24 protein-coding genes are annotated in these 25,163 nt (G+C 50.8%); 20 read left to right on the forward strand and 4 right to left on the reverse strand.

Annotation, left to right across the window (positions count from 1 at the left end):
* The first annotated feature begins 78 nt into the window (after positions 1-78).
* The 8 genes from BUC02_RS06415 (at position 79) to hisB (ending at position 9,096) form a co-directional block, all read left to right on the forward strand.
* Positions 79-1,386, forward strand: a complete 1,308-nt coding sequence (locus tag BUC02_RS06415; RefSeq protein WP_073320280.1) for a deoxyguanosinetriphosphate triphosphohydrolase — start codon at positions 79-81, stop codon at positions 1,384-1,386.
* A gap of 6 nt (positions 1,387-1,392) precedes the next feature.
* Positions 1,393-2,061, forward strand: coding sequence for an HAD family hydrolase (locus tag BUC02_RS06420; protein WP_073320282.1), 669 nt, complete (start codon positions 1,393-1,395; stop codon positions 2,059-2,061).
* A 69-nt stretch (positions 2,062-2,130) separates the two neighbouring features.
* Positions 2,131-3,246: a hypothetical protein gene (locus BUC02_RS06425; RefSeq protein WP_073320285.1), complete on the forward strand. Its 1,116-nt coding sequence runs from the start codon at positions 2,131-2,133 to the stop codon at positions 3,244-3,246.
* A gap of 131 nt (positions 3,247-3,377) precedes the next feature.
* Complete coding sequence (locus BUC02_RS06430; RefSeq protein WP_073320288.1) at positions 3,378-4,190, forward strand: PDZ domain-containing protein; 813 nt, start codon at positions 3,378-3,380, stop codon at positions 4,188-4,190.
* Between the two features lie 275 nt (positions 4,191-4,465).
* A complete protein-coding gene (locus tag BUC02_RS06435; RefSeq protein ID WP_249268906.1) occupies positions 4,466-6,892 on the forward strand; it encodes a putative LPS assembly protein LptD in 2,427 nt (808 codons plus the stop codon).
* Positions 6,893-6,943: 51 nt separating this feature from the next.
* Positions 6,944-7,510, forward strand: a complete 567-nt coding sequence (locus tag BUC02_RS06440) for a Maf family protein (protein ID WP_073320291.1) — start codon at positions 6,944-6,946, stop codon at positions 7,508-7,510.
* Positions 7,510-8,502, forward strand: a complete 993-nt coding sequence (locus BUC02_RS06445) for a helix-turn-helix domain-containing protein (protein ID WP_073320293.1) — start codon at positions 7,510-7,512, stop codon at positions 8,500-8,502. The genes BUC02_RS06440 and BUC02_RS06445 overlap by 1 nt, the downstream gene beginning before the upstream one ends.
* Before the next feature lie 9 nt (positions 8,503-8,511).
* Positions 8,512-9,096 (forward strand): imidazoleglycerol-phosphate dehydratase HisB, encoded by a 585-nt coding sequence (hisB, locus tag BUC02_RS06450; RefSeq protein WP_073320660.1) that lies wholly within the window; start codon positions 8,512-8,514, stop codon positions 9,094-9,096.
* 85 nt (positions 9,097-9,181) lie between these two features.
* Here hisB and BUC02_RS06455 read toward each other — a convergent pair whose 3' ends face one another.
* Positions 9,182-9,775, reverse strand: coding sequence for a cytochrome c family protein (locus BUC02_RS06455; protein WP_073320296.1), 594 nt, complete (start codon positions 9,773-9,775; stop codon positions 9,182-9,184).
* A 91-nt stretch (positions 9,776-9,866) separates the two neighbouring features.
* Between BUC02_RS06455 and BUC02_RS06460 the strand changes: the two genes are divergently transcribed.
* From BUC02_RS06460 to BUC02_RS06495, 8 genes are all read left to right on the forward strand, one after another.
* Entirely contained in the window at positions 9,867-10,169 is a 303-nt protein-coding gene (locus tag BUC02_RS06460) for a type B 50S ribosomal protein L31 (protein WP_072977299.1), read from the forward strand.
* Between the two features lie 60 nt (positions 10,170-10,229).
* On the forward strand, positions 10,230-11,096 hold the full coding sequence (locus BUC02_RS06465) for a hypothetical protein (protein WP_073320299.1): 867 nt from the start codon (positions 10,230-10,232) through the stop codon (positions 11,094-11,096).
* 159 nt (positions 11,097-11,255) lie between these two features.
* Entirely contained in the window at positions 11,256-12,785 is a 1,530-nt protein-coding gene (locus tag BUC02_RS06470; RefSeq protein ID WP_254794127.1) for a glycosyl hydrolase 53 family protein, read from the forward strand.
* 35 nt (positions 12,786-12,820) lie between these two features.
* Positions 12,821-13,084, forward strand: coding sequence for a chorismate mutase (locus BUC02_RS06475; RefSeq protein ID WP_073320304.1), 264 nt, complete (start codon positions 12,821-12,823; stop codon positions 13,082-13,084).
* Complete coding sequence (locus tag BUC02_RS06480) at positions 13,084-14,226, forward strand: prephenate dehydrogenase/arogenate dehydrogenase family protein (protein ID WP_073320307.1); 1,143 nt, start codon at positions 13,084-13,086, stop codon at positions 14,224-14,226. Before BUC02_RS06475 ends, BUC02_RS06480 begins: the two co-directional genes overlap by 1 nt.
* Positions 14,226-15,602, forward strand: a complete 1,377-nt coding sequence (locus BUC02_RS06485; protein ID WP_073320310.1) for a 3-phosphoshikimate 1-carboxyvinyltransferase — start codon at positions 14,226-14,228, stop codon at positions 15,600-15,602. Before BUC02_RS06480 ends, BUC02_RS06485 begins: the two co-directional genes overlap by 1 nt.
* Complete coding sequence (locus tag BUC02_RS06490; protein ID WP_073320312.1) at positions 15,602-16,498, forward strand: NAD(+)/NADH kinase; 897 nt, start codon at positions 15,602-15,604, stop codon at positions 16,496-16,498. Before BUC02_RS06485 ends, BUC02_RS06490 begins: the two co-directional genes overlap by 1 nt.
* 56 nt (positions 16,499-16,554) lie before the next feature.
* The gene (locus BUC02_RS06495) at positions 16,555-17,397 is read left to right on the forward strand and encodes a hypothetical protein (RefSeq protein WP_073320315.1); all 843 of its coding nucleotides are present in this window, start codon (positions 16,555-16,557) and stop codon (positions 17,395-17,397) included.
* 66 nt (positions 17,398-17,463) lie between these two features.
* Here BUC02_RS06495 and ffh read toward each other — a convergent pair whose 3' ends face one another.
* On the reverse strand, positions 17,464-18,828 hold the full coding sequence (ffh, locus tag BUC02_RS06500) for a signal recognition particle protein (protein ID WP_073320318.1): 1,365 nt from the start codon (positions 18,826-18,828) through the stop codon (positions 17,464-17,466).
* Between the two features lie 183 nt (positions 18,829-19,011).
* Here ffh and BUC02_RS06505 point away from each other — a divergent pair, with 183 nt between their 5' ends.
* The 4 genes from BUC02_RS06505 to BUC02_RS06520 all read left to right on the forward strand — a co-directional run bounded on the left by BUC02_RS06505 (position 19,012) and on the right by BUC02_RS06520 (position 23,418).
* Positions 19,012-20,370 (forward strand): alpha/beta fold hydrolase, encoded by a 1,359-nt coding sequence (locus BUC02_RS06505; RefSeq protein WP_073320321.1) that lies wholly within the window; start codon positions 19,012-19,014, stop codon positions 20,368-20,370.
* Between the two features lie 117 nt (positions 20,371-20,487).
* Complete coding sequence (locus BUC02_RS06510) at positions 20,488-21,585, forward strand: hypothetical protein (protein ID WP_254794129.1); 1,098 nt, start codon at positions 20,488-20,490, stop codon at positions 21,583-21,585.
* Positions 21,586-21,593: 8 nt separating this feature from the next.
* A complete protein-coding gene (locus BUC02_RS06515; protein ID WP_073320346.1) occupies positions 21,594-21,947 on the forward strand; it encodes a MetQ/NlpA family ABC transporter substrate-binding protein in 354 nt (117 codons plus the stop codon).
* A 43-nt stretch (positions 21,948-21,990) separates the two neighbouring features.
* On the forward strand, positions 21,991-23,418 hold the full coding sequence (locus tag BUC02_RS06520; protein ID WP_073320349.1) for an MATE family efflux transporter: 1,428 nt from the start codon (positions 21,991-21,993) through the stop codon (positions 23,416-23,418).
* 3 nt (positions 23,419-23,421) lie between these two features.
* Here the strand turns inward: BUC02_RS06520 and fliB are convergent, their stop codons facing one another.
* Both fliB and BUC02_RS06530 read right to left on the reverse strand, forming a co-directional pair.
* A complete protein-coding gene (gene fliB, locus BUC02_RS06525) occupies positions 23,422-24,390 on the reverse strand; it encodes a flagellin lysine-N-methylase (protein ID WP_073320351.1) in 969 nt (322 codons plus the stop codon).
* Entirely contained in the window at positions 24,390-25,049 is a 660-nt protein-coding gene (locus BUC02_RS06530; RefSeq protein WP_073320354.1) for a hypothetical protein, read from the reverse strand. The genes fliB and BUC02_RS06530 overlap by 1 nt, the downstream gene beginning before the upstream one ends.
* Between the last annotated feature and the right edge of the window lie 114 nt (positions 25,050-25,163).

Here is a 25,163-nt window from a genome sequence, read left to right on the forward strand (position 1 = left end):
ATCATTCTGCCTACTGCCCACAGTCTACTGTCTACTTCCTACTTCCTACTGTCTACTTCTTTTTTCTATCTTTTACCCATGCTTCAATGGGATACTCTGCTTTCTGCGACGCGTTACGGGCACCCTGCCGATTTGGACCCGAACCGTTCTGACTTTCACCGCGATTACGACCGCATTGTTTTTTCGACGGCTTTTAGGCGTCTTGGCCGCAAGACCCAGGTGCACCCGTTCTCGGTGAATGACCATGTGCATAGCCGTTTGACTCACAGCATCGAAGTATCGAGCGTGGGCAGAAGCCTTGCCATTACGGTGTATCACCTGATTAAAAAGTATCTGCCCAAGTACATCAACGAATACCACTTCGGAACGATTGTTCAGTCGGCATGCTTGGCCCACGATATTGGCAACCCGCCTTTTGGCCACGCCGGCGAAGCCGCCATTCGCGAATGGTTCCGCAAAAACCGCAATTCTGCCCCAATGCGCGACCTGAATGATACCGAAATGGCTGATTTCGAAAACTTTGATGGCAATGCTCAAGGCCATCGCATTTTGAGCAAGCTGGAATATCACTTTTTGGACGGTGGTATGCGTTTGACTTATGCAACACTCGGTGCCATGATCAAGTATCCGCAGCTTGCCAAGTTCGGTTCGCCTACAAGTTTGTTCGCGACAGAGGCAGACCTTTACCGCGTTACCGCTTACACGCTTGGCATTCCCGAAGTGGAAACGGGCAAGTGGGTGCGCCATCCGCTGGTATACCTGATGGAAGCCGCCGACGATATTTGCTACAGCATTTTGGATGTGGAAGATGCCATTGAACTTGGCATTTTGAGCTACGGCGATGTACGCGGCATGTTCAGCTACTTGTGCGGACCAGATGTAGACATTGACCGCGAATACCGCGAAAATGGTCAGAACTTCCGCGATTTTCTGAGCAGCGTGCGCGGGCTTGCCATTCAGAATCTGATTGACGATGTGGCCGTGACTTTCGTGAATAACTACGAAGCGATCATGAGCGGCGAACGTGTCAAGCATTTGACGAATTTGTCCCGTTCCGACGTAATGGAAGGTATCCGCATTGCAAAGCGCTTGGGCGTGGAACGCATTTACCCGGACCGCCGCAAGACTGAACTCGAAGTCGGTAGTTACACCACGCTTGCAACGGTGCTCGATGCCTTTATTAACGGCGTTTACGATTTTCGCTTGAACGGCAACAATTCCTACCGCGCCGACCGCATTGTACGACTCATCGGTCAAGCGAAAATTGGCCAGAGTGTGACCGTTGCCGAAGCGTACCACCAGGTGCTCGACTTCGTGAGCGGCATGACAGATAACTACGCAACGTATCTGGCGCGTCAGATTGGCGGCCTTGCCATGGGTTACTAGTTCCCTATGGTTTGGCTGTTCGACTACGACTTGACCTTATACGGAGCCGAAGAACGGTGCGTGCTGAATTCCCTGGACCACCGCATTTCACTGTTTGTGCAGAAAACGGTCGGCTGCGATTTTGAAATGGCCCATAAGGTGCGTACCGATTACCTGGAACGGTTCGGAACGACGCTTGCTGGGCTGATGGCGATGCACGGTACCGATCCCGACGAATTTTTCGACTTCATCCATGAGCCGGAATACTTGATTTACCCCAAGAAGGCTCCTGAAAAACTGGCCCTGTTGAAAAGCCTGGAGGGTCCGCATTTTGTATTTACCAATGGCCGCCACGACTGGAGTGAGGCGGGCATGTCGCACATGGGGATTGATTCGGCGATTGACGGCGTGTTTGACTTGAAGTTACTCGGCTGGGAAGGAAAACCCCACGAAAGTGCTTACGACAAAATGGAAAGGTGGCTTGCGCAAAAGCTCCCTACCATGGGGTTAGAAATGCCCGAGAACAAACGCGACATTGTGTTGCTGGATGATGGTCTTCGCAACCTGGAACCTGCGCACCGCCGCGGCTGGACTACGGTTTTCGTGAATCCGACCACCGATAGCGCTCCCTATGTGGATTACCATATTCCGCATATATTAGAACTTAGATCTTTGAGCTTAGAACTTAGAGTTTAAGGCTTAGGATGAAATCTCTAAGTTCTACCAACTAAGTTCTTCTAACTAATTTTTGTATTTTATATGCGTATGAAAAATGTTTCACTGATTGCTTTGATTTGCCTTTTGGCGGTATCCTTTGCGCTGGCTATGCCTGAACCGGCAAAGCGTAACGGTTTTACCAATATGAACGTTACGACGGAGTATTCTGAACTTTTGAAAGAAAAGAATGCCCGCAACGATTCTTTGTTGCCGGCCCTCGATGGCGACAAGGCCTTTGCCGAAGTGTTGCGCTTGAATCCGAATTTCTGGAGCTTGGGTGGAGCCTTGGACAAAGAAGAATCGGTGGTGACTAAGCTCAATGCGAAAGTGATATTTATTGACGGTATTCGCGAAGATCCCTTCTGCGAAATCGACAAGAACGCGGGCAGCACCGCGGGCGAATGGAATGTGCGGATCGGCGTGGACTTCGTGTCTGGCGGTTCCAATACGGTGCACATTCACGTGCAACAGTGCCTGGACTACGTGCGCGATCAGTTGGGTTATGCCATCAAGAAGGGCGACAAGGTTGTCTTTGTTCCGCCCAAGAAGGTGCTCGATAAAATCAAGGAAAGTGAAATTCCCGATGCTATTGATATTGACATGCAGCAGACGCTCTTGAAGGCGCACGAAGACGTGAACCTGACGGGTAAATGCCCCAACAATATTGAAGCGTACATCATTTTGATGGATGTCTACAAGCAGGTCAAGAATCAGAAAATGGACTTTGTGGTCATTAACGACCAGCTGAATAAAAAGCGCAATGGTGCTGGCCGCGTACAGAGCTGCGCCTTTAGCCGCGAATGGAACAAACGTTACCATGAAAGTGCAAGCTTTGAATGCGACATCGATAACGACCGTTGCACCTACCGCCAAGAAAACGACGGCAATTCCGAATGGTCCATCAACTACGACCAGGACCGCTTCGAATATATCAATAAAAAGTTCCTGTTCTTCAACAGGAATCCGAAAAGCATTCACAAGGGCGGCACCATGCTCGACCTTCGCCTGCTGCGCCTTTCAACGAATTTGTGGCTGGAAGCCTACCTGAACATGAAGGGCGACCCGGTGACGCTAGGCCTGATTATTGTGCCTGGCAACGGCAAATCGATCGAAGATTACGACGATGGCGCCGCAGACGAAGAAGACGGCACCATGTTCGAATAGGGGCTTTTTCAGCGTTTTTTTTCGACATTTGGCTCCAATGAGGCTGATTTTTGAATAATCTAGTCAATTGGAGTTGCCGAAACGATTAATAATTATATATTTAGAACGTATAGAATTTATAAGGAGTTCCTATGAACAAGTTTATCAAGGCTTCTCTTGTTGCAGCTATGCTTGCAGCCCCGATTATGGCCGACGAAGAATTCGGCGGTATCGGTGTGACAATTTACCAGATTCGTGATGGCGTGAAGGTGGTCGAAGTGATTCCGGGTACCCCCGCTGCCGAAACCAAGCTCCAGGCGGGCGACGTGATTACCGCTGTTGACGGTGTGAGCCTCAAGGGTAACGATATTGAACAGTCCAAGTCGATGCTCCGCGGTACGGTGAATAAACCGCTCGAAATTACCTACGTGAGCGAAGGCGAAACTTATACTGCAACCATCCGTCGTGCCCAGATTACCGTGAAGGATCTGGAAAGCGCCAAGGTGGAATCCTGGTACAACAAGGCTGAATTCAACGCTCAGGAACTTGAAACCTACGCGAGTGCAACCGAGAGCAACAACAAGCAGCTGGTTGCCGTGCTCCAACAGGGCTCGCTGGTTGCTTCTGACGCCAAGGTGCGCGCAACGAACCTGAACGGCATTTATGTGGAACGCGTAAATGAATTTGCTCCGGCTCCCAAGGTGAATGGCAACGTGAAGCCAGCTTCCGCCTTGCTCAAGGGCTTTAGCCGCAAGGCCATTAGCTTTGACCTCAAGTCAGCCGGTACTGCAATCGTCACGATCTTGAATTCTGACGGTGCCGAAGTGGCAACCCTCCGTGCCGACAATGCTCAGCCGGGCTTTAACACGCTTCGCTGGAATGGCGAAAACGTTCCGAGCGGCCGTTATCTTGTTCGTATTGACCACAACGGTTCTGTGTCCGGCAAGAACGCCGTGCTCAAGTAATTCAAACGCTTGACTAATGTTTTTTAAGAAATTCTCTGAGTGCATCAGAGAATTTTTTTTTGTATAAAATAAGATTCTTGTTTGTGAAAAAAGCGTCGGCCAAGGAAGGGGAGGGTGCAGGGAGGGGACCGTGCGGCCTTCGCAACTCTGAGCTGGGTCCCCTCCCGCATAATAATTGAATTTAAATGAAAAAGAAGTGAATCTTAGGGAGTGAAACTTCCTATATTTGCCCCAACGTGATTTTATCTAGAACCCATCGTATTCTGTGGGCTTTTTTGGCATTATGGATTTTTGCCATCGCCACTCCGGCCGCTTTCGGCCAGGAGATGACTCGCTTTGAACTCGAAGAGCGTGTTCAGGAAGAAGAGGATACGACAGAGGTTGACTGGATGAACGACACGACCGGTGTAGATACCATTGAATACCGCGCCGTGGACTTGGTTTACGATGTCGATAAATCGACCTTTAACCTGAATAACAGTGCCCAGCTCAAGTATCGTTCGGCAACTCTGGATGCCGATACGATTTTGTTTGATCAGGAAAACAGCATCCTGGCGGCGACGGGCGATCCGGTGCTGCGCGAAACCAAGAATCCATCGCTTTCGGGTATGCGGCTCAAGTACAACATGAAAAGCCGTATCGGTGAAATCTATTACGCAACGACATATCAAGATAACCAGCAACTGAACGGCATGGAAGTCCGAAGGCTCCCTGACCAACGAATTCAGATTGCGCGTGGCGACTTCAGTACTTGTAACGATTCCACTCACCAGCACTTCTATTTCTACGGACGGCGCATGGTGGTAAAGCCCAAGGAGACGATTACCGCGCGCCCCGTGGTACTGAACATTGCCGATGTGCCGGTGGCAGTGCTCCCGATGATTGTTGCCCCCTTGAAGAGTGGACGTAAGTCGGGCCTTTTGACTCCGAAGTTCGGCGGTGACCAGAAACAGGGTTACTACATGAGTAATCTCGGTTTCTATTACGCGGCAAACGATTATTGGGATGCAACGGTCAAGGGCGACATTATCGAAGGTGACGAGGCTAGGTTCGAACGCTCGACTCTGACGGGCGAAGTGCGATACAAGAAACGTTACGTGCTCGACGGAAACGTGTCTTATACGTCGTACCTCGAAGAATTCGATATGGCGAACAGCGGCTACGATATTCGCTTTACGCACAACCAGAACTTGACTCCCGACGGCAAGCAGACTTTGAGCGGTTCGGGCTCGTTCGTCAGTAGCCAGAGCATTCGTAAGGATAAGGCGCTCGATGCAGAAACGATCTTGAACCAGCAAGCAAATGCGCAGTTGACTTACTCGGGCCGCTTCGGAACGAACAAGAGCCTTACCGTGAAGGCCCGCCAGAACCACAACTTGGTGACGGACATGATGGAGCGCGAAATTCCGGATATCCAGTACCGCATGAGTGGCCAGCTCTTTACCTTTGAACTCGATGAAGACGAGGAAGCGTACGAAGACGGTTCGTTCATAAGCTATCTTGAAAAGTTCAACTACAACTTTAACAACCGCTTCAACTATTACACCAAGCGTGCGCGCGATACGGTCAATGCCGTAGACACGACCGCAGAATATGTGGGCTATACGGGTACGTATTCCATGGATTACTCGGGCACGCTGTTCGATGTCATCAACATCACGCCTCGCGCGACCTTTACGGGCTACTGGACAGGAACGGGTTGGATTAATCCCGAAGATTCCCTGAAGTACCGCAAGCGCTACATGAGCCTTGATCCCGAACATGATGAATATGGTCAGGTGGCCTACAACCACAATTACAGCATTACGGCCGATACGAAACTTTACGGTATCTGGGTTCCCGAGATTGGTCGCTTTACAGGCGCAAGGCATGTGCTATCGCCGAGTGTGTCGTATACGTATGCACCGGAAATTGATACAGTGAAAAAGTTCGCTCCGCATCCGCTATTGGGCCAGACTCCGTACCAGATTGAACAGAAAACTGTTGGTTTTGGACTCAACAACGACTTTGATATCAAGTACCTGAAGGTGGTGGGCCATGCGGCCGATACCACGAAGGGCGATACGGCAAAGGCGGTGGAAGACCAGTACGGCACACGTCGCTTGCTTACGACTCGCCACAGCGTTTCGTATAACTTTGCCGCCGATTCGCTGCAGTTCTCGGACATTACGTCTTCGTTCGGTTTCCAGATTTTGCCGGATTACCTGTTCACGATCAATACCCGCCATAGCGTGTACCACAAGTTTACCGAAGACCCGAACAAGGTGCAGATGCCGGAACTCATTTACTGGGGTTACGATTTTTCGAAGCGCTTTAGCTGGAGCGGTGAATTCAATGGCGGTTTGCCGTCGCAGCTGGGCAAGTATGAAATGCTCAAGTGGACCTTTGGCTTTGACTATAGCTACAGCTTTAGCAGCACTCGCGTGGCGCGCGACTTGTTTCAGGACCGCGTGACGCATTCAACCGGCATTAGTGCAAGTCTGCAACCCACCAAGAACTGGGAAATGACTTACAGCACCCGTTATAACTATAACGAAGGACGATTTGTGACGCATAGCTTTACATTTAACCGCGTGTTGCACTGCTGGCAGCTTGACTTTAGCTGGACTCCTACAGGGCCTGCCGCAGGCTGGAGCTTCTCGATTTACGTGAGAGATTTGCCGGATATCAAGCTCAATGCGGGTAGTACGGAAACGAATTAACAATGTGTAGTGTGAAGTGTGTAATGAGCAGTGAGGGATGAGGGATTTACGATGACTAAAGTAATTCTTGCGAGTGGATCGCCGAGGCGCAAAGAAATTCTGCAGCTAATCGGTGTGAATTTTGAAGTAGTGGTTTCGAACGAAGAAGAAAAGCCGACGTCGACGAATCCGCTGGATTTTCCGAAAGAAAATGCCTCCATAAAGGCACTTGCCGTTTCGCGCAAGATGCCCTCCGAAATCGTGCTTGGCTTTGACACGTTGGTGTTCCTGGACGGTAAGCCTTTGGGCAAACCCCATTCCGAGGCGGAAGCTTTGGAAATGCTTACAAAGCTGAATGGCAGATCGCACAAAGTAATAACCGGCGTGGCCATTGCCCATGGCGGACAAATTATTAAAGCGGAATGCGAGGAAACAGAGGTTGTTTTTAGAAACTGCTCCAAACAAGAGCTCGAAAAATATGTAAATTCTAGGGACCCGATGGATAAGGCTGGTGCTTATGGGATTCAGACCGGTGGCGCAAGGCTTATCAAGGAAATCCGGGGGTGCTACTACAACGTGGTGGGTTTGCCTGTAGCGCGGATGCTCGAGATGTTGGTCGATATGAAGGTAGAGGTATAATGTCTATTCCAGCAGAAGAAATGCGACCCGAAGAGAAAGTGGGTCAGTATATTGCAAGAGTTCGTGAAAGCCGCAAGATGACGGTGGAGGAACTTGCTGATTCAATTAAGCTTGGAGTCTCTTATATTAAGGCGATTGAAGCTGGCGAGTGGAGAACGTTCCCGGTGGCCGCTTACGTGCGTGGTTATTTACGTTCTATTTCTCATGTTTTGAATTTGAATGCCGACCAGGTACTCAAGGCCTACAATGCCGAAAGCGGTGCTCCGGTCGAAACGGATTTTAATGATGTGTCGGCTGGCCGCAAGCTTGCTCCCCTCAAAGAGGGCGAAATCAAGAAAAAGAGTATGGCTGTTCCCGTGGTGCTTGTACTTCTCGTACTGGCATTCCTAGTCGCTTCCCATTTCTTGGATTTGGAATCCCTGGCCCAGCAGTCTAGCGAACAGCAGCCCGCTGAAAAGCTCCCGGTGGCAGTCGAAGATTCCATGACCCAGGAAATTCCGGATGGTGCCGAGGCTGTCCCGGCTGATTCCATGGCTGCTGATTCTGTCGCTAAGGATTCTGCAAAGCTGGCCGCTGCCAATACGACGGTGAGCCAGGCTGTGGTGGATTCTGCCATCAAGAAATCGGACCTGCCGGCATCTGCAACAATTTTCATTTCGTCTGACTCCAAGAAGGATACTGCAAAGGCTGCTGTTCCGACTTCTCCCAAGACCAGCAAGACGAACTTCGTGTTGATTGGTTCTGGCGAATCCCTTTCTTGGGTGGGCCTCAAGCGTCGCGAAGATGCGGATTCCTTCTTGAAGGAAGCAAATATTTCTAGGGCCGGTGTTCGCATGGTTTACAACACGAACGATACTTTGTGCGTAACTATCGGCGATCCGACGGCTATCGCCAAGATGCTTTTGAACGGTGTCGAAACTCCGCTTCCTGAAATGAAGTTTGGCCGCGTGACGCGTTTCCGCGTGTATGGTGGCGTGATTGTTAAAAAGTAGAGGACTATGATGCGTAGCACGTCTCTCACACGAAAGACCGGCGAAACAGATATCGCCTTGTCGCTCAACTTGGATGATTCCACTCCGGGTTCTATCAATTCCGGAAACGGCTTCTTGGATCACATGCTTAATTTGTTCCAAATCCATGGTGGAATCCATCTGGATTTGACTTGCAATGGTGATGTCCATGTCGATATGCACCATAGCATGGAAGACATTGCGATTGTGCTTGGTCAGGCCTTGGTGGAATGCCTTGGTGACAAGAAGGGAATCGAACGCTATGGATTCTACTTTGTCCCGATGGACGAGGCTTTGAGCCGCGTGTGCATTGACTTTAGCAACCGCATTGGTTTTGTGTGGAACGTGAAGCTCCCGGCTGCCATGGCTGGCGGTATCGAAGCGAGCATGTTCGAACACTTCTTCAAGAGTCTGTGCGAAAATGCCCGCATGAACCTGCATGTGGAACTGTTCTACGGCAACGACAACCATCATTGCCTGGAGTCGATCTTCAAGGCTTTTGCCCGCGCTGTGGCGATGGCGATTGCCCCGAGCAGGAATGTGAAAGGCATCCCCAGCAGCAAGGGCGTGTTGTAATTCGGAATTAGAAATTCGGATTTCGGAATTGGAAACTGGTGCGTAACTTTTATTTTTCCCGAATTCCGAACTCTGAAATCTGAATTTATAATCTAGGTACTCGGACTTTATCGCCGGCGTTCAAGTGCTCTAGCATGACGCCGGCGTTTACTGATTGTAGAGCCGAGAGAACATAGAAACGGGGGAGCCCCTGGACTCCGGCGCCGTAGGTACGCTTTAACAGCTTGAACAGGTCGTCGCCTTCGTTTGCGGTGACTGTCTTGTACAGGCTTGCGTTAGAGGGGTCGGACTGCAACTTGGAAAGCGCTGTCGCGAACCGGTCTGCAAAAAGTTCGGCGGAATTGTCGGCCTTGGGGGTGTTTGCCTGTTTTGCCCCCGCGGACTTGCCTGCGTGGTTCGCCTTCGCGGAAGCCTCTTTTTTGCCGGTGACCGACCCCGGCAGCTTGAAAACGGGGGCTTCAAACACGTTCATGTTGATTTTGGCTTCGGTGTCTGCGCCCTTTTTAATGGGCTCCAGTGCCAAAATAGAGTCCAGCGAGGCGATGTAGGCGCTGTCGGGCCACTCGGTAAGGGGCATTTTCTGGTCGGTTACGATGATTTTTGCCACGGGAGCGTCGTTCCCGCAGGCCATGAAAAGCGAAGGGATAATTGTAAAAAATGCCACAGAAATTCTATTCATGTTCCCAAAAATACTATTTCCCTTGCCAAAATGGCGAAATTCTTCTAAATTTAGGCTCTCAAAATCTAACTACTTCATAGGAAGTTTAAAAATGAAAGAAGGTATCCACCCTAACTATCAACCGGTCGTGTTCGTCGATGCGAATACGGGTAAAGAATACATCACCCGCTCCACGAAGTCTTCCGCCGAAAAGAAGACTATCGATGGTGTTGAATATAGCGTAATTTCCTTGGAAATTACGGCTGATACCCATCCGTTCTGGACGGGCAAGCAGCATCGCGTGGATACGGCTGGCCGTATCGACCGCTTCAACAAGCGTTTCGCTGGCAACATCACTGGTGCAAAGCGTAAGACCCGCAAGGCTGCTCCTGCCAAGGCTGAAGACGCCGAATAATTACAGATAAATGAATGGCTCCCTGCGTAAGGGGGCCCTTTTATTAAAAAAAGGATTCAAATGAAAAAGCAACTCTTTATTGGTGCAGCCGCTCTCGTGGCTATGGCTATGACCGGTTGCCAGAAGACTGGCACTATCGAAGGTGTCGTCCTCGATCCGTTTACTGGCAAGGCTATTGAAATGCCGACCGTTTGGATGGATTCAACCATCTTCGGTACGCAGAACCCGAAGTACCCCTACAAGGGCGACCTTCAGCAGGGTAAGTTCAAGTTTGAAAAGGTTCCCGTTGGCGAATACCTGATCAAGGCCCGTCGTTCCAAGTACATTCTCGGCCAGCAGAAGATTGCTACCGACGAAAAGAACCCGAACCTCTCTGTGACTCTGTACGAATACAGCGACCAGATCAAGCCGGGTCTCTACAAGAGCGGTACGACCGAAGGTCCTGAAAAGATTGATAACCAGTGGGTTGTCTATTCTACAAGCTGCAGCGAATCCGTTGCCGGTTACCGTTTGACCATGCCGATTGCTACCGATGCCGCCAAGGTTCCGGGCAAGAAGGCTGACAAGAAGAAAAAGAAGAAGGCCGATAAGGGCGCAGCCAAGGTTTCTAGCCTCCCGGCTCCGTTGGCCGTGGACGCTGCACTCAACGTGTTCTACGTGAATGCAAGCTCCGTGACCTCTCCGCTGGTTGCGACCACCTACCCGGCTGTGGAAGGCAAGGTGGCTGACCATTCCGACTGCCAGGGCTTCGGCGCCGACGAAAAGACAGGTCTCTTTGTAGACAAGTCCAAGGGCACGACTCTGAATGTGGAATACAAGGCCGAAAACCTGTTCCAGGTGACGGGCACTCTTCCGTCTGGCAAGCAGATTCTTCAGCTCGCCCAGGATGGCAAGACCCTGCAGACCTACTACTTCCAGGTCAAGTAATTTTACGGCATAGGGCTTAGCCCTGTCTGTTGAATTTAGCGAAAGGCTCCGCTTTGACGGGGCCTTTTGCTGTATTGTGGGGCTGTTTTTTGCCGCGCAAGGCCTAGTGTAAAGAATTCGTTTGTTGATTTTTCGGGGTGTTTTGTATAGATTAGGGGCATGGGAATTCGAATGGGAAAATTTGGTCTAGTCTCTTTTGCGACGCTATTTGCACTTGTCGTGAATGGTTGCGATAACGGATCTAACAATGCTGCGGAATATGACTACGAAGTCATAGATAATGAACGCGATTCATCTGCGGTAACTGTTCGCGATACGATTTATGATACCATTCATATGCCTCCGCCTGAGGTCTTAGTTTATCCGCCCCAAGGCGGGGATACGCTTGCTTACCTGAGTTCTTCTACAGCGGATACTCCGGAATCGTCGGCGCTTGAAGTCAATCCGGGTGCTTCTTCAGGAATGGAATCGTCTCATTCCTCGGCTGTGGAACCGCCAAAATCGTCTTCGTCGGGAATCCTTCCTGATTTATCTTCGGACTCGAGGCCGCCGCGTTCTTCGTCTTCCAAGATGGAACCCCCTCCGGAATCTTCTTCTAGAATGGAGCCGCCCTCTTCTTCGAGCAAGGGGCCTGCGCTTGACTTTAGCTTCTATAACGGTGCGGACATTTCGACGGTGCAGGAATACGAGCGCTGGGGTGCCAAATTCTACGATGTCGACGGCTCCGAAAAAGACATCTTTACGCTCCTGAAAGACCACGGATTCAATGCGATTCGCTTGAAAACTTTTGTGAGTCCGAAGGCGCAGTACGGTTATGCGGCGTCGGGCTGCGATCATGATGCCGAAAGTTATGCCGACAAGGACCACATTATCGCTTACGCCCAAAAGATCAAGGCGGCGGGCATGGCGTTCTTGCTCGACATTCATTACAGCGACAACTGGGCCGATCCAGGCAAGCAGATTATTCCCTCTCGCTGGCGCAACGTGAAAAGTTCCGATGCTATGGCCGATTCGGTGTACAACTATACATACGACTTGTTGAATTCCTTAAAGCAGGTGAATGCGACACCGGAGATGGTGCAAATCGGTAACGAAACCACGCCGGGCATTTTGATACATGTGCCGAACAGCAAAACAGACTGCTGGGGCAATGGGGTAGACAAGGCATCTACTGCAATCAATGGTGATATGGGTACAAGTGCCGGCAAGGCCAATGCGGGCAAGTACTTTAAGGCGGGCATTCGCGCCGTCAAGGCGGTGTCGCAAAACATCAAGACGGTTCTTCATATCGAAAGCATTCGCAAGACGAGTACGGTCGATTGGTGGATGAATGAAATCTTCAAGAACCAGAAGGTTCCTGCTGACGTGATGGGATTTTCGGCGTATACCGCTTACGGTGACGACAAACCGGACAAATGGAATAGTTTGTTCAAAAATTTGATTTCGACTTATCCGAATTTGGAATTCATTGTGGCTGAATACAACGGCGGTGAATCGGATAATACATATTCTTACGATGGCTCGCGCAAGAAGGCTGTAGATATGGTTCGCAGGCTAGACCGCTGGATTGGCGCCTTTTTCTGGGAACCTACTTTGAGTGGAGCCTGGGGGCCAGCGCTTTTTGACTGGGATGGCCCGAACATGAAGGCCAATAAGAAGGCTTTTGACGAGTACAAGGTGGAGTTTTAAGCGACACCATTGAGCCTTTTTTCTAAATTCAAAGTATGAATATTGAAGACTGGCGCAACCGTATTGATGAACTGAACGATGAACTGATTGCCCTTTTGAACAAGAGGGCGAGTTTCGCAGTGGAAATTGGTAAAATCAAGAAGCAAAAGGGACTCCCCGTGCTTGATGCTGCGCGCGAAGAGGCTGTTTTGAACGGGGTCGCCGAAAAAGCGAAAAAGGCGAATGGCCCCTTGCCTCCAGAATCGTTCAAGAACATTTTTAGAACCATTATTGACGAAACTTGCAAGGTAGAAGAATAATGCGGATTACCTTCGTTGGCTTTGGACTTTTGGCAAGTTCGGTAGCCGCTGCTATTAAGCAGGCTAAGTTGCCTACGGTGGTGCGTGCGGTGAGTAGCCCGGCTACACTTACCCGTGCAAAGGAACTGGGGCTTGCCGATGAATTTTTCGGCTACGACGAAATCAAGGACTGGGTTCCCGGTTCCGATGTGATTTTGCTGTGCGCTCCGATTCTGCATATCCTTAAGACCATCGATGCTCTTTCGCAGATGGACTTGGCTGCTCTTGCGGGCCAGAACCAGATTTTGGTGAGCGATATCGGATCGACCAAGGTGGAAATTTGCAAGGCGGGCGCCAAGCTCCCGGAACCATTCGTGTTTGTGGGTAGCCACCCGATGGCAGGCTCCGAAAAGCGTACGCTCGAATACAACGATCCCTCGATTTTTGAAAATGCCTACTGGTTCGTGTGCCCGCCTGAAGGTGTCGACGAATCGGTGTACAAGCCGCTCTTGAACTTGATTTCGTTCGTGGGCGCAAATGCCGTGGTGTTCCCGCCGGAACATCATGACCGCACCATGGCCTGGGTTTCGCACATGCCGCAGATGCTTTCGTCGACGCTTGCGGCGAGCATGCCGGAGCGCCTGGTGAAGCCTAACTACCAGCATTACGCAGGCCGTGCCTTTAGAGACATGACGCGCATTGCCGCCTCTGGCTGGAACATGTGGCACGATATCGCCGTCACTAACCGCGACCAGACGGTGCTTGCGCTTAAAGAAGTCCGCGCCGGAATCGACAAGACGGTCGAGGCCATGGAAAATTTGAAGGTGGTGTGCGACGGCAAACCCGCCGCTGATGACCATTCTGCCGAATTGGAAACCGTCTTTAAGGCCGGTAACGATGGCCGTGCCAGTCTGTTTGCGCCGGGCCGCAATGCCGCAGCCGCCTTCTCCGAAATTACGGTTCCCCTGAAAGATGTGCCTGGTGCGCTGCTGCAGGTGATGCAGCCCCTAGCCGACAACAATTTGAACATTCGCGATATTGAACTGATGAAAGTCCGCGAAAATATTGCAGGCACGTTGCTGCTTGCGTTTAAGACCCCTGAAGAGGCCCGCCGTGCCATGCAGATTCTGTTGCAGCTTGGTTACGACGTAAAGGAACGCTAATGGAATTTGTTTTAAACCCCGACCGCGAACGCATGGAGCTTGCGCTGGTGATGGCGCTGCTTGTAAATGGTCGTACCGTTTTTGAAGATTTCTCTTTTGCCGCGGGTGTAGAACCTTTTGCCGAGGCCCTCAAGGAATTTGGCCTGAATTATACGCAGCAAGGCCACCAACTGGTGCTCGAAGGCAAGGGTTTTCAGTACGCGCTCCCGAGCATGCTCCCGATAGACTTGGGCGAATCTCGTTGCGTGATGCTTTGGACGCTAGCTTCCAAGGATGTAGAGCAGATTTATACGTTTGCCGCCGAAAATGACGAAACGGGCATTGCGCAGGTGGCACGTGCCAAGGAACTTTTGCAGAAGTATTTCAAGGTAAAGCCTGTCGACGATGAACCGGCAAAGTTTACGTTTACCTTTGCGCCCGAAGAAGTGGCGATTAAAAAGGATTCGCTGGGCAACGTAGCGACCATCATGCGTAACCGCTTGCTTTTGCGCACGCTCATTCGTGGCGAATACCTGTCGTTCGAGGAAAAGGGCTCGGTACACGACCAGTGGACTAAAATGCTCATGTACTTTGGCGTGAATGTCAAGTACGAAAGCCGCGGCATGGAACAACTGACAGAACTGGAACGCCGCATGATGATTGCGCGCGGCCAGAAGGTGGAACGTTCGCAGTTCACCGAAATTTCGGAAACCCAGGTGATTACGGGCCGCGATTACTACATTCCTGGCGACGCGACCGAAGCGATGGCCTTTGTTCTCTTGACGACGGTTGCGGGCATTCCCAAAAATACCGAAGTCTGCCTCAAGAATGTGGATTTGAACAGCTCCCGCGCCGGTGCCCTCACTTGCCTCAAGCGCATGGGTGGAAACTTTGAAACCGTGAGCCGTCGCGAACGCTTTGGCGATGTCTATGGCGATGTGATGGTTTATCCGCTCGCTTCGGGCAAGCGCTTGCAGGGCAGGCGCTTTTCGGAAGATACGATGGCGACCGGAATCGAAGAATTCCCGTTCTTGGCGGTGGCCGCCTGCTTTGCCGAAGGCGAAACCATTTTGCGCATCCCCAAGGAACTGCGTAAAGAAATGCGCTCCACCAACGAAGCCTTGGCCGAGAACTTGCGCAAGACGGGCGCCGAAGTGGGCGTCTATGACGACGGCCTTGTGATTCGCGGGCTAGAAACGATTGTGAACGGAAGCGATTTTGACGGCGGAGAGGTGCCGCAGAATGGCCTTGCGCTTTCGGTGCTTTCGATTGCACTTGAAAACGACGAGCCTGTGGCCAATTCCGAACTTGTCGAAAGCACTTACCCCGGTGTCTTGCAGAAGTTGAAACAGCTTTTGGAGCAGGCCACGGCAAAGCCTGAAACGGAGGCGTCGTAGTGAACAAGGTCAAAAAATTCCAATTCCGCACGATTGGTATCGTGGGCTGGAAAGACAAGAATCCGGATTTGGCTCTCGCCCTCGATGTGATTTCGGGCTGGGCCGACGAACATCCGCAGGTGACGTTCTGCGTGTTGAACAATCTGAAGGATTTGGTGCGCAAGCCTATCAAGATTGTCAAGGAAAATGCGCTTTGCCAGTCCGACTTGTTGCTTGCCATTGGCGGCGACGGCACGGTGCTTTCGGCGGCGCATATGGCGCTCGGGCACGACACGCCCATTCTGGGCGTGAACGCGGGTCGAGTCGGGTTCTTGGCCGAGACCCGTGTCGAAGGCCTTTCGCAGACTTTGGATAGCTTGCTTGCCGGCGACTTTTCGACCCGCGAGCGCATGATGATTGACGCGGTCGTTTACCATGGTAAAAAGCAAGTGGCAAAGCAGACGGTGCTAAACGAGGTGCACGTTCGTGCGCACGCGCCCGAGCGCATGGTGAACGTGAGCGTGGAATACAATGGGACTGCCCTGACCGATTACTGGGCCGATTCCGTGCTCGTTTCGACTCCGACGGGTTCTACCGCCTACAACCTGGCGGCTGGCGGCCCGATTATTCATCCGGCAACGCCCGCGGTGGTGCTGACTCCGGTGGCGGCGAGCAGTCTTTCGGTGCGCCCGCTGGTGCTTTCGCTTTCTTCTAAACAACTCCAAATGAAATCTGCAGTTGATGGCCCGCTGGACTTGGTGTTCGATGGCCGTACCACGATAGTTTTAAAACCGAACGATGTGCTGACTCTTGCCGAAAGCAAGTCGGTGACGACGTTTATTCGCTTGCGCCATACGGGATTTGTGGGTGCGCTTCGCGAAAAGCTTGGTTGGACTGGTAAACCGAGGCAGGTCTAGTTCATTCAGAATTCAGAGTTCGGAATTCGGAGCTTAAAATAGTTAGGTATTAAAATATGAAAACGAAATGCTTGTTCAGCTTTGTATTGATGCTAGGTTTGCTTGCGTTCTCGGGTTGCGCCGGCAGCCAGGGTGGCGAAGACGTTTCGGGCGATGCGAGCATGAAGGACGCTCCGTGTCAGGAATGCGGCACCCGCGGCGATATCGAACTCAAAATCAGCAACGAAAAGACCTACCGCGAATGGAACAAGAAGGCTTATAGCCGCATGGATTCCTCGGCGGTGTGGGGCGTGTTCCCGGCGCTTTCGGTCAAGGCCGACCGCCCCGAAAAATGCAAGTTCTGCCACAGCTATAGTGCAGACGCCCTGGATTTTGACCTAGCCCGCGTCGAAGATTCCCTGATGGTCAAAGCGTTCCCCAAGATGCGCCGCGAACTTATGCTTCCGGGCATGCGCCTGCCCGATGCCGATTCCGTATACGTCGATAGCCTTTCCAAGCTGCTTTTGAATTCGGTCTTTGCCGACGGTAAAAAGTTGAGCGATATGAGCCCGTGGCTGGAACGCGATGGTGTTGAGCAGGACATTTCCCGCGAACTATCGAAGAATTTCAAGAACTTGCTGAACGCACTTGCAAGTCGCTACGAACTGCGTTACCTTTCGATTCCGGTGGTGCTGAATGTGCGCATGGATACCGACCTCGGCAAGAGCGGTGGTTACACCTGGCAGACGCTCTGGACGCTGTGGGATGCCCGCTACGGGGAACTTGTGTTCCTGGTGTATTCTGAATTTACCGCTGCCACTACGAGCCGTGTGGCGCCCGAAAAAGAATGGGCGGAACCTTTCGCATCCCGCCTCTGGAAAATGCTTTCGACTGACTTGAGCAAGCTAGAGAATCACTAATTCTAAAATCCGCGAAATTAAATTCGCAAAATCATAAAATAAGCCCGCTTAAAGCGGGCTTCATTTTTATTTCTTCTTCTTTTTCTTCTTGTCCTTGGGCGGCGTGTAGTTACTGCCAACTGTTCCGCCATTGTTTTGCTTGCGGGCCATGTCGCCGACCTTCTTGAACATTTCCTTCATGGTTTCGTACTGCTTGAGCACCGCGTTCACGCGACCGATTTCGGTGCCGGAACCCTTGGCTACGCGTGCCTTGCGGCTGCCGTCCAGAATCTGCGGTTTCTTGCGTTCCTTGGGCGTCATGGAGCTGAGTACGGCTTCTACGTAAACGAGTTCCTTTTCGTCAATCTGGTCGATGGGGAGCTTGTTCAGGCCAGGAATCAGGCTCAGAATGTCCTTGATGCGGCCCAGCTTCTTGATGGTACGCAGCTGGTTCAAGAAATCGTTCAGGTCGAAGGTGTTGTTGAGAATCTTCTTCTTCAGGTCCTTCGCGTCTTTTTCGTCGATGACCTGCTGGGCCTTTTCCACGAGGCTCACCACGTCGCCCATGCCGAGGATTCGGCTGGCCATACGGTCGGGGTGGAACAGTTCAATTTCGGGGAGCTTTTCGCCGACACCGATAAAGCAGATGGGTACCCCCGTCATCTTCTTGATGCTGAGCGCTGCACCGCCGCGGGTGTCGCCGTCCATCTTCGAAAGGCAAACGCCCGTAAAGTTCAGGCGGTTCCAGAAGGTCTCTGCCACGTTCACCGCTTCCTGACCGATCATGGCGTCGGCCACGAACAAAATTTCATCCGGGTGAACGGCGTCGCGGGCCTTTTCGAGTTCCTGCATCAACTCTTCGTCGATTTGCAAGCGGCCTGCGGTATCGTAAATCACTAAGTCAAAGCCGTTGTCCTTGGCGTACTGGTAACCGTGCTTGATGATTTCGACCGGATTGCCTTGGCCTTCGTCATACACCGGAATGCCGATGGACTTGCCCAGCACCTGCAACTGCTTGATGGCGGCGGGGCGGTACACGTCGGCGGCCACCAGGAGCGGCTTCCTCTTCTTTTTGCTGCGCATCCAGAGGGCGATTTTGCCGGCGAAGGTGGTCTTACCGGAGCCCTGTAGACCCACCATCATGATGCCCACCGGAGCCGGAGCGGAAAGGTTGATTTCCTTGGTTTCGCCACCCATCACGGCCACAAGTTCGTCGTGGATGATTTTCACAATCTGCTGACCGGGAGTCACCGAGGAAAGCACTTCGGAGCCCATGGCCTTTTCCTTGACGGCCTTAACGAAGTCGCGGGTCACGTTGAAGTTCACGTCGGCTTCGAGGAATGCGCGGCGCACTTCGCGCAGCGATTCGGCGACGTTTTCTTCGGTGAGCTTGCCCTGCCCGCGCAGGTTCTTGAGAGTAGATTCTAGAGAGTCGGTCAGCTGTGAAAACATAGTGGGTCAAATATAGTAATTTCTTGCTTGGACTTTGAATTTGAGGTAAGCCGTTTGCTCACGATAAAATGAACTTGTTATAGAAAAAAGCTATCAATTGCCATGAAAAAATAGTATTGGACGTAAACCTCCGTAAAATCTAATATTGAGCCCGATTTAAAACGATTACAAACGGAGGCTTCAATGACAATTCATAATAATTTTGCTTTATTCTCGGCAGCAATTCTTGCTTCTACACTTTTCTTTGCCGCTTGCTCTGATGATTCTAGTAGCGCCCCCGAAGAAAAATCTTCTCACGAAGAAGAAACTTCCCACGAAGAAAATGCTTCTCACGAAGAGCACCATGGCCATCATATGGAAGAACCTAGCGCCGGCGACCTGACGCTTGGAGATGAAGATATTCAAGATGGATTCATTTTCTTGCAAGATACAACAATCAATGGTGTGCTGACGGTTTCTACGACAACGCCAGGTGCAACGGTCCTAAAGAATGTCAAGGTGACCGGAAATTTGCTCATCAAGCGTTCTGGCCGTGTCGATTTTTCTGGAAGTGCCGATGTTGTTCATGTGGGGAGCAACAATACGGATGTCTATGCTTTTGAAGATGAAGCTCAGGTGAACGGGCATCATTTTATGGGCAAGAACAATACCTTTACGACAAAGAGCTTTGCCGAATACCAGAATGTCGACTGGACAGAAAAATCGGTTGACCTTGCAACGGGAATACATTTGGCCTATACAGTGACGGGTGATGAAAAGGGAACTCCGGTCGTATTGATTCACGGACTTACCGATGGCCGAGTTTCTTGGTCGCAGGTGGCGCCGGCACTTGCCAAAAAGGGTTATCGCGTTTATGTACCCGAATACCGCGGCAACGGAAAAACGGACAAGCCGATTGATGAATCTTCGTATTCTGTCGCTGAACTTGCAAGCGATATAGCAGCCTTTGTCGAAAAACTTGGCCTGAAAAAAGTTCACATTGTGGGACATTCGCTTGGAGCCTTTATTGCTCAGGAATTATCCATCACGAACGCAGAAATTGTTTCTTCAATCACCTTGATTGGCTCGGGCGCTTCGGTCGACAAGAAAAATGCCACGCTGGATTGGCTTGTGAACGGTACCGGTGACGAATCGTTCGATGGCATTTATGCATACGATTCGACCCAGAAACTCCCTGAAAGCTTTATTCAGGCGTGGGGCTACAGCACGAATCCGGATAAGGATTTCCAGGCTGCCAATCTGGAACACCTGAAACAAGTTCCCTACTATGTGTGGAAATCCCTGGTCAAGAATCTTTTGAAAATTGATAATACCAAACGTCTTTCTTCGATTGCGACGGATGTTCAAATTATATGGGGCACCAAGGATGCCTTGTTCGACAGCGAATCTCAGAAAACCTTGCAAAAGGGACTTTCTGGAGCAAAAAGTGTTGTGTTCCACGAAGTCGAAGGTGCCGACCACAATACCCATTGGGGTTCTGCCGAAGACGTGAAAACGGTAACGGGTTATATCGATGAATTTATTAAGAGTTTGAAAAAGTAATCTTGTAAGTGATGGGTGCCAGAATTTATTTGTATGAATAAACGAATATTACTATATGTCCTTCTATTAGTCGGTTTGTCGCTTGCCTTTGAGCGTCCTAAGCTGGACCTTTCGGGAATGATTATGGTTCACGCTTATGCCGATTGGAATACTGATGAATCGAACGTCGTGCATCGTTATGAATCTATGCTAGACTTGGATTTCGATGTCCGTTTTAACGATCGTTGGTCTGCATGGCTCGAAATTGAGGCTATGGGAATGGCGATGGATGGAATGGAAGAGATGGAAGGCATGGATATGGGCGATGACGCAACCATGGATCCTGTGCACCCGACTGTCGTTTTTAACGGAGCTTATGTTCAATATGCGCCTTCTGAACACTTGGCTTTTCGTATTGGCGATTTAAATTATTTCGAAGGTCTGTTCAAAAATTATTATGATTTTGGCGACCCTCGGGACGATGCTGCGGGCATAAGGCAAAAGTCTATTCGCGGCGTTGAATTCTTGTGGAAAGGCTTGCAACTCAATGCCGGCTTTGGTAGCGGAAGTAACGACCAAAGTTGCTATTACCACTATATGTTTGGCGAATACATGGGAATGGATTGCAAAGAAGGCCTTACGTACGAAATTCATGCCGCTTACGATCTTGAAATTGCAGACCAGGTATTTCGCCCTTATGCCGATTACAAAAGCTATCAGCGAAAGGATTTTAATGAACTTTATGCTGGGCTAGATATTTCGCTTTCGTCGGAACATTTTGCCTTGCATGGATTATACGGCTTTCATTCGGTCTTCTTGGCTAGCGATGATGCGGTATCGAATCATGTATTCTTGGCTGAACCGTCGTTTGAATTTTCGAGATTTTGCATCATAGGTTCTCTGTTCTATGCGGTTATCGATGACCCGGAACGTACATTCTTGGAAATGACAACTCGTCCGGAATACTTTTTTGTAGCGGTAGAACCGAGCGTAGCCTTGCTGGAATCCTTAAGTATCGGTATCCCTCTTGAATACCATACGAATACTTTAGACAAAGATGAAGATTTGCAATCGTGGCGCGTCGGTGGACGGTTCTACTTTAATGTTCCCGGTTACAAAATAAATATTATCTCGATGGTTCTTGCCGATATCCCTGACGATAAAGATTGGCCGTCCGAAGGCAATAAAAACGATCCTTCTCTGATATTCGGCGTCGAAGTTATGTTCGATTTCTAGGGGGGACTGTGAAAAAAATACTTTTATTATGTGCTTTATTAAGTTCTTTTGCTGCGGCTCGATTTGACTGTTGCGCCCGTAAGCATGCAACCCTCAAAAAAGAAGTGACTGCAGTGACCGTGACGGTGGGCGTCGTAAACGTAGAAGATGAATCAACGCTGAAAAAAGTGTCGGCTTCGCTTTCTAGCGAAGGAATCCAACTCCAGGTAAAAAAGTTGGGTGACCAGGGTAAGGCATCCGAAGCGCTTTCAAACGGGCTTGTCGATGCCCTGTATACAGGTAGCCTCCATGCTCGCCCTGATACCGAAAAGAAAGAAGTCCTTTCAACCTTAAAAAAGAAACTTGAAAGTGTTGCTCGATAGAAACTTGCATAAATTGTAAAAATTTCTATATTTGTCGCCCAATATGGTCGACGCGATACTCAATAAGTTCTACAGACCGTCTAAATTCAAGAAAAACGGTGATGTAAAGGATGTGCTCGTAGTGGCACTTCCCATGCTCATGTCGATGTCTTTCGACACAATCATGACTTTTATCGACCGTCTGTTCCTTTCGAAGCTTGGCCCTGCCGAAATGAATGCGGCGCTTGGGGCGGGGGCGGTGCAGCTTGCGCTCACCATGTTCTTTACCGGTGCCATCAGTTACACGACCGCTATGGTGGCGCAGCGTCTGGGTGGCAAAAAGCGCTGGGATTGCGCCCGCGTGTTTATGCAGGCGGTGTACCTGTCGCTTGTTTCGGTGCCGCTTTTGTACCTCACGATTCCGCTGGGTCATGTAGCATTTGGAATGGAACACTTGCCGGCAGACCAGCTGCAGTATCAAAAGACCTACTTTAATATTCTGATGTTCGGCGGCATCATTAACTTGGTGCGCAATGCGGCTCCGTGTTTCTTTAGCGGTATCGGCGAAACCAAGATCGTGATGAAGGCTGCTTTCGTGGGCATGCTCGTGAATGTCGTCTGCAATTTCTTCTTGATTTACGGCTTTGGCCCGATTCCTGCTTTGGGCGTGGCGGGTGCTGCTTATGGCACCTTGATCGGGAACCTGGTTTCGACGGTGATTTTGTTCGCAAAATTTTTCGGCAAGAATTGTCACAACCGTTTCCGCACCCGTTATGCGTTTGCATTCAGTTGGCCCCTGACCAAGGAACTCTTGCAGAAGGGCATTCCCTCCGGTGTCGAAATGTGCCTGAACATGGCGGCGTTCCAGCTCCTGATTCTCATGTTCCATGCGCTCGGGCCCGAGGCGGCCACGGCGTCTTCGGTCATGTTCAACTGGGACATGGTGGCCTACGTTCCGCTGATGGGCCTTGAAGTGGCGTCCACGAGCCTCGTGGGGCGTTACGTGGGTGCGCGCGACGGTGCCGCGGCATCGCGTTCGACTTATTCCGGCCTCAAGCTCGGCTGGGGATATTCTTTGCTGATGGGCGTTTTCTTTATCTTCTTGCCGGGCATACTGACGGATATCTTTAAACCCGATGCCGCTGAAGCTTCTGCCGAGGCGCTTGCCATTTTCGCTGCAGCGCGGCCTATGAGCATATTCATGTTGCGGATTGCGACCTTCTACATTTTTGTGGAAGTCCTGCTTGTGATTTATGCGGGTGCGCTTCGCGGTGCGGGCGATACCGTGTGGGTCATGTTCGCGTGTGCCATTATGAACTGGTGCGTGGCGGGTGCCTTGTACGTGGCGGCCTACATTTTTCACCTGCCGCCTCAATACGCCTGGATCACGGTCGTTGCCGTGTATAGTACGGCTCCGCTTATTTTCTGGCTCCGCTGGAAGAGCGGTAAATGGCGTAAGCACGTGATGGATAAAGACCGCCTGGCGGCCTAGCTTTTATTCGTCCAGAGAAATCTCGACGATTTCCATAATTTCTTGACAGTATTCCAGTTGCTTCGAAAGAATCTTGACCGCGTTTATTTTTGTGTTGATCCGCGGGCTAGGTGTGACGGCGGAATTTGCGCCTGCAAGTTCCTTGGTAAAGAATCGGGCCAGGTTCCAGAATAAAAGCGCGAATTGTCGCTTGCCTTGCTCACGGCCTTCAAAAAGGCATTTGGCGTAATGCCGGTAAATCAAGTACGCGAGCAGGCGCACGCTTTCGTTTTCGGTAAAGAACCCTTGGTCTACAATCGGTTCGCTAGAATCAATCCTAGCTTTGATGCGCTCGAGAGCGGCGTCCCAATCCGGGCCGTAGCTTTCAAGCTTCGCCAAAAGTTCGAACATGGCATTCGCACTTTCAAACGGCGCAAACGGATTCTCGCCCGTATAGCCGAAAATTTTGTAGAGTCTCTCGGCGAAAGGCAAGCCTTGGTCAGCAAGCGTTTCGAACATCCATTCGCGTTCCCCAAGAACCTGGTCGCGGACATCGCGGTCGTCGTCATCCAATTCGTCTTCGGGTTCATCGCATTCTTCGCGGGTAAAGGTCAGCGGGCCTTCGCCTTCAAGCAGCAAGCGCGCGGCTTCTTCGCAGCAAAGCCCGAGCCCCCGCTCCATAATGTCGCCGTAAACCTCGACGAATCGCGGATGCTCGGTGCAAATATCGCACAGGGCGTCTTCGCCCAAGTGCTGGTAAACTTCGCAAAGGTTGTCTTTGTCTAAAAACGGACAACGGTCGTGGGGGAGTAATTTAAAATGCCCGTCTTCAATATTTGCGCGGAGCCGCTCGCCAAAGGCTCCCGCCACCTTGCGGTAAACCTCTTGTGTCGCCTCGTCAATATCGATTTCCCAGCCGACACAACAAGTGTCGCTGCACCGCGAGGCAATGCATTTGAACTGGTCGTAAAAATCGGGCTTGCGAAGAATCATCAATTAGACTTTTCGTCAGACAGCAATCCGAGAAATTCTCCTTTCACAAGCCAGCTGACACCGAAAAAGGTGAGTGCGATTGCTTCAACAATGAACGTCTTGGCAAAAAATTCAACGGGAATGACCATCAAGGCCAACGAGGCCAGCATGCCGATGCCGCAAATCTTGAAGATGATGTTTTTGATGTGCTTGTTGCGAGTGTCATCTTTACCTTGAGTAAACTGGCACAGGCTCATGTACGACAAAAGCAAAAAGAACGCGATTGCAGATGCGCAGTGAATGATGTTAGAAATCTTTACGGGCAACTGGAAAAATCCGACAATGTCGCTTGCTGCAGGACAATCGCATGGAAACAGGACGATCATCAAGCCGAATAGACCTGCTAGGGCCGAAATGACGTGGTCTTTAGTGCTATAGCCTTTGTAACACATTAACACGACTGCGGCTGTCGTCAAGATTCCTACCAGCGGAGGCGTCACATAGTAGGTCTCCGAGATGGACAGAAGGTCCCAGAAATCTTCAGGAAACCCTTTGGTGTGAGCAACGAGAATGGCTCCGAGTAACGAAACCCAAGGCAGAATCATCCCCATCAGGCCCGCCAGATTACGGACTCTCTTCATCCAAATTTTTTCCATGTCTTCGGATTTGCACTGACTCATTGCGTTTCTCCTTTTTATTTATCTTTAAACACCCCGAATATACTTTATTTTATGTGAAACTGCAAGCGTACAAAATAATGAGGGCGGCCTTTCGACCGCCCTTTCGCTTTTTTA

Source organism: Fibrobacter sp. UWOV1 (assembly GCF_900142495.1).
Classification (GTDB): domain Bacteria; phylum Fibrobacterota; class Fibrobacteria; order Fibrobacterales; family Fibrobacteraceae; genus Fibrobacter.

Bases quoted from the DNA above. Each gene is read 5' to 3' on its own strand.
- BUC02_RS06415 (WP_073320280.1), top strand. From the start codon at position 79: ATGCTTCAATGGGATACTCTGCTTTCTGCGACGCGTTACGGGCACCCT.
- BUC02_RS06420 (WP_073320282.1), top strand. From the start codon at position 1,393: ATGGTTTGGCTGTTCGACTACGACTTGACCTTATACGGAGCCGAAGAA.
- BUC02_RS06425 (WP_073320285.1), top strand. From the start codon at position 2,131: ATGAAAAATGTTTCACTGATTGCTTTGATTTGCCTTTTGGCGGTATCC.
- BUC02_RS06430 (WP_073320288.1), top strand. From the start codon at position 3,378: ATGAACAAGTTTATCAAGGCTTCTCTTGTTGCAGCTATGCTTGCAGCC.
- BUC02_RS06440 (WP_073320291.1), top strand. From the start codon at position 6,944: ATGACTAAAGTAATTCTTGCGAGTGGATCGCCGAGGCGCAAAGAAATT.
- BUC02_RS06445 (WP_073320293.1), top strand. From the start codon at position 7,510: ATGTCTATTCCAGCAGAAGAAATGCGACCCGAAGAGAAAGTGGGTCAG.
- hisB (WP_073320660.1), top strand. From the start codon at position 8,512: ATGCGTAGCACGTCTCTCACACGAAAGACCGGCGAAACAGATATCGCC.
- BUC02_RS06455 (WP_073320296.1), bottom strand. From the start codon at position 9,775: ATGAATAGAATTTCTGTGGCATTTTTTACAATTATCCCTTCGCTTTTC.
- BUC02_RS06460 (WP_072977299.1), top strand. From the start codon at position 9,867: ATGAAAGAAGGTATCCACCCTAACTATCAACCGGTCGTGTTCGTCGAT.
- BUC02_RS06465 (WP_073320299.1), top strand. From the start codon at position 10,230: ATGAAAAAGCAACTCTTTATTGGTGCAGCCGCTCTCGTGGCTATGGCT.
- BUC02_RS06470 (WP_254794127.1), top strand. From the start codon at position 11,256: ATGGGAATTCGAATGGGAAAATTTGGTCTAGTCTCTTTTGCGACGCTA.
- BUC02_RS06475 (WP_073320304.1), top strand. From the start codon at position 12,821: ATGAATATTGAAGACTGGCGCAACCGTATTGATGAACTGAACGATGAA.
- BUC02_RS06480 (WP_073320307.1), top strand. From the start codon at position 13,084: ATGCGGATTACCTTCGTTGGCTTTGGACTTTTGGCAAGTTCGGTAGCC.
- BUC02_RS06485 (WP_073320310.1), top strand. From the start codon at position 14,226: ATGGAATTTGTTTTAAACCCCGACCGCGAACGCATGGAGCTTGCGCTG.
- BUC02_RS06495 (WP_073320315.1), top strand. From the start codon at position 16,555: ATGAAAACGAAATGCTTGTTCAGCTTTGTATTGATGCTAGGTTTGCTT.
- ffh (WP_073320318.1), bottom strand. From the start codon at position 18,828: ATGTTTTCACAGCTGACCGACTCTCTAGAATCTACTCTCAAGAACCTG.
- BUC02_RS06505 (WP_073320321.1), top strand. From the start codon at position 19,012: ATGACAATTCATAATAATTTTGCTTTATTCTCGGCAGCAATTCTTGCT.
- BUC02_RS06510 (WP_254794129.1), top strand. From the start codon at position 20,488: ATGATTATGGTTCACGCTTATGCCGATTGGAATACTGATGAATCGAAC.
- BUC02_RS06520 (WP_073320349.1), top strand. From the start codon at position 21,991: ATGGTCGACGCGATACTCAATAAGTTCTACAGACCGTCTAAATTCAAG.
- fliB (WP_073320351.1), bottom strand. From the start codon at position 24,390: ATGATTCTTCGCAAGCCCGATTTTTACGACCAGTTCAAATGCATTGCC.
- BUC02_RS06530 (WP_073320354.1), bottom strand. From the start codon at position 25,049: ATGAGTCAGTGCAAATCCGAAGACATGGAAAAAATTTGGATGAAGAGA.